This window comes from Guyparkeria sp. (assembly GCF_046545975.1).
Classification (GTDB): domain Bacteria; phylum Pseudomonadota; class Gammaproteobacteria; order Halothiobacillales; family Halothiobacillaceae; genus Guyparkeria.
Genome location: NZ_JBKGYT010000128.1, coordinates 1 through 3,067, shown reverse-complemented (window position 1 = coordinate 3,067; position 3,067 = coordinate 1). Strand labels below are relative to the sequence as shown.

Sequence of the window (3,067 nt, the reverse complement as noted above, 5' to 3'; positions counted from 1 at the left end):
ACCAAAAAAATGCCCGGCTGACGAATCAGCCGGGCATCGATGGCGTTTGGTGGAGGTGGCGGGAGTCGAACCCGCGTCCGCAAGCCCTACGCTCTCGGTCCTACATGCTTGTCCTGTCTATTGCTTTAACCGAGTACTACCCGACAGGCAGGGAAGATACTCGGCGAGTCCGGTAATTTGTTTAACGGATCCACGCCGGACGCGCTTCACCGCGAGCTTGCGAGAGTCGACGCCTGGGTTCCGGACGCACAAGCACGGCTCCGGCCAGACGGCACCCTACAGGGTTTTAAGCTGCGAGTGCGTAGTTGTCGTCGTTGGCAACTATTGGTTTTGCAGTTGTTTTACGAGGAGACTACACCTCGGCATGCACCTTGAGTTTCGTGACCCGCGTCGAATCCGTGTCACCCCCAAAGTCTTCGTTGGATATGGGGACCGTGGTCCCGTTTTCAAGCCCTTTCCCGTTCGGGAAGCGGCCATTTCGTCCAACTGATGAATCAGACGCCCGGCCTGTGGAAAAGTTCCACGCTCCGGCACGGCGATTCATCACGGAAAGCAGTCTAGGTCATTGCCGGGCCGATACCAAGCCGGATCCCTCGTCTCCGCGAAACGCCGCGAGCGCCTCGGTCTCCAGCTGGCCGACCCGTTCCCCGTAGCGCGGCGAGAAGTGCAGGGGCACCAGCCGCTCCACGCCGGCCTCGCGTGCGAGCCAGCCGGCCTGGCGGGCCGTGAGATGCCCTCGTTCCTCGGCCCGGTCGGCATCCTCGTGCAGGAAGGCCGCCTCGACGAACGCCGTGTGCGCGCCGGCAAGCAGGCTCGACGCGCGCGCCCGGTTCTCGCCGCTGAAGCCGCAGTCGACCACGTAGGCGATCTTCTGCCCGGCGGTGACACGCAGCACCTCGCGGCGCAGATCGCCCAGTCGCCATTCCTGCCGCTCGAGCCGACCGTCCCTCCGCCACTCCGCCACGATGACCTCGTCATCCGGCCGCCCGTCGAGCACCGCCTGGCGCAGGCGGCTCAGCCACGGCCCGGTGCCCAGCCCCAGCTCGTCCAGCCGGTTCCTCCAGATGTTCACATGACGCCCCTCTTCGACCGACCAGGCCATGCTGGGCAGCCCCTGGTGATCCAGCAGGGCGGCGGTCACGGTGATGCGTCCGTCGTCAAGCAGCACGTTGCCCGGCAGGTCGACGGCGCGGTCGTTCTCCCGGGCGAAGCGATGGCGGAAGCGGAATTCGGCCCGCCGACCCCGTTCGTCCGCGTGCAGTTCGGTGACGGTCAGGTGCACGTCTTCCTCGTACTTGTGGGCGAGATTCCACTCGAAGGCCGCCAGGTGGCATTCGACGTGACGGATGAATCCCGGCGGCCCGAACAGCCGGATCTCGATGTCGCGCACCAGCAGCAGACGCAACAGCCAGGCGAAGTCCGTGAAATGGTCCATGTGCGTATGCGAGACGAAGACGTCCGTGAGCCGCAGCACCTTGCGAGGGGCCAGGGCACGGATGTTCCCCAGGTCGAACAGCAGGGCCCGCCGGGAGAACAGGAAGTCCACGTAGACCACCGGGTCACCCTGCGGGCCGTTGAGAACGATCGGCTGGAACAGCGGTCTGGGCATCGTCGCTCAATCCCCCGCTTCGTGCCGGTCACCGTCGGACGGGCCGGTCGTCACCGCGCAAACCGCCCGACCCGGGCAACGACCCGGTAGGGGCCGGGCCGGCCGTTGTCGCCGCTCTCGATCAGGGCGACCGAGTTCGTGCACCAGCGGACGGGCACGGGGTGGAAGTGCCGGGCTGCCGGCACCGTCGCGCCGCGCCGCAGGGTGACGTGAGGAACGAACCGGCGGCCCTCGATCTCGATGTCGCAGTCGGCACACAGCTGATGGGCGGCCCCGGCGAGCCGCTGCAAGGCGGCGGGCACCCGGCTGGGTCCGATCCAGGCCACCCGTGCGCCGCTGAAATGCCCGACGCGATCGAGCACCAGGGGAATCGGTCGGGTGCGCAACCTGTCCAGCCCGGCCACCAGGCAGTCGACGCGGTCGGTCGGCACGTTGCCGGGAAAGGCAAGGGTCAGGTGCAGGTGCCCTGGCGGGACCATGCGCCCGCCACCGGGCAGGCGCCGGGCCACCCGCACCAGCTGGTCACGGACGGCCGCCTCCGGCCAGAGGGCAATGAAGACGCGATGCTGGCGGCCCTGGTCGGGTGGCTCGGTTTCCTCAGGCATGCCACGGCTCTCCGTCGACGACCGTCGGCCAGCTTCGTCGCGGCACGAGCGCGCCGTACCCCGACCGTCTCAGCGTGCGACCAGGCCGCCGTCGACCGGCAGGGCCTGCCCCGTGACGAAGCCCGCCCCCGTCGAGCACAGCCACACCACGGCGTCCGCGACCTCGTCCGGCGTGCCGAACCGGTTCATGGGGTGCAGGGCACGCAACCGCTTGCGCGCCTCCTCCTCGGGACCGGTGATCCGGTCGATCATCTCGGTCTGTATCGCGCCGGGGCACACGGCGTTGACGCGCACGCCCTGCTCGGCGTACTCGACGGCGGCCGTGCGGGTCAACTGCACCACCCCGCCCTTGGACGCGCAGTAGGCGGGCAACCCGGCGAAACCGATCAGCCCGGCCACCGAGGCCATGTTGACGATGCTGCCCCCACCGTTCTCGAGCATCAGCCGCAGCTCCTCCTGCATGCAGACGAACACGCCGCGCAGGTTCACGCCGATCACCCGGTCGAAGTTCGCGAGCGAACTCTCGCCGGTCGGTGCCTGCTCGCCCTCGATGCCGGCATTGTTGCAGGCGTGGTCCAGCCGGCCGAAGCGCTCCCGGACGGCACGGAACAGCGCGGCCACCGATTCGGGGTCGGAGACGTCGCAGTGGACATACAGCGCCTGCCGACCCATTGCCTCGACTTCCTCGACCAGGGCCCGGCCGTCCTCGTCGTGCAGGTCCGCGATCACCACGTTCGCGCCGGCCCGCGCGAAGGCAAGCACCGTGGCACGCCCGATACCACGGGCACTGCCGGTCACCAGGGCCACCGAATCGGTCTCGATCATGTTTCTCGTCTCCTCGCGTGCTCGATGA

The 3,067-nt window shown here is 68.3% G+C and carries 3 protein-coding genes and 1 other RNA gene; all 4 read right to left on the bottom strand.

Features of this window, described 5'->3' with window-relative positions:
• Positions 1–47: 47 nt before the first annotated feature.
• Positions 48–409: a transfer-messenger RNA gene (gene ssrA, locus ACLFMY_RS08820) on the bottom strand.
• Between the two features lie 153 nt (positions 410–562).
• Positions 563–1,609: a ribonuclease Z gene (locus ACLFMY_RS08815; protein WP_410764289.1), complete on the bottom strand. Its 1,047-nt coding sequence runs from the start codon at positions 1,607–1,609 to the stop codon at positions 563–565.
• Between the two features lie 50 nt (positions 1,610–1,659).
• Positions 1,660–2,214, bottom strand: coding sequence for an RNA 2',3'-cyclic phosphodiesterase (gene thpR / locus ACLFMY_RS08810; protein ID WP_410764288.1), 555 nt, complete (start codon positions 2,212–2,214; stop codon positions 1,660–1,662).
• A gap of 69 nt (positions 2,215–2,283) precedes the next feature.
• The coding region (locus ACLFMY_RS08805) for an SDR family NAD(P)-dependent oxidoreductase (RefSeq protein ID WP_410764287.1) at positions 2,284–3,067 on the bottom strand (784 nt) is incomplete at its 5' end.

What these genes read in the sequence shown, in the direction of transcription:
- ACLFMY_RS08815 (WP_410764289.1), bottom strand. Translation starts at nt 1,609, where the DNA reads ATGCCCAGACCGCTGTTCCAGCCGATCGTTCTCAACGGCCCGCAGGGT.
- thpR (WP_410764288.1), bottom strand. Translation starts at nt 2,214, where the DNA reads ATGCCTGAGGAAACCGAGCCACCCGACCAGGGCCGCCAGCATCGCGTC.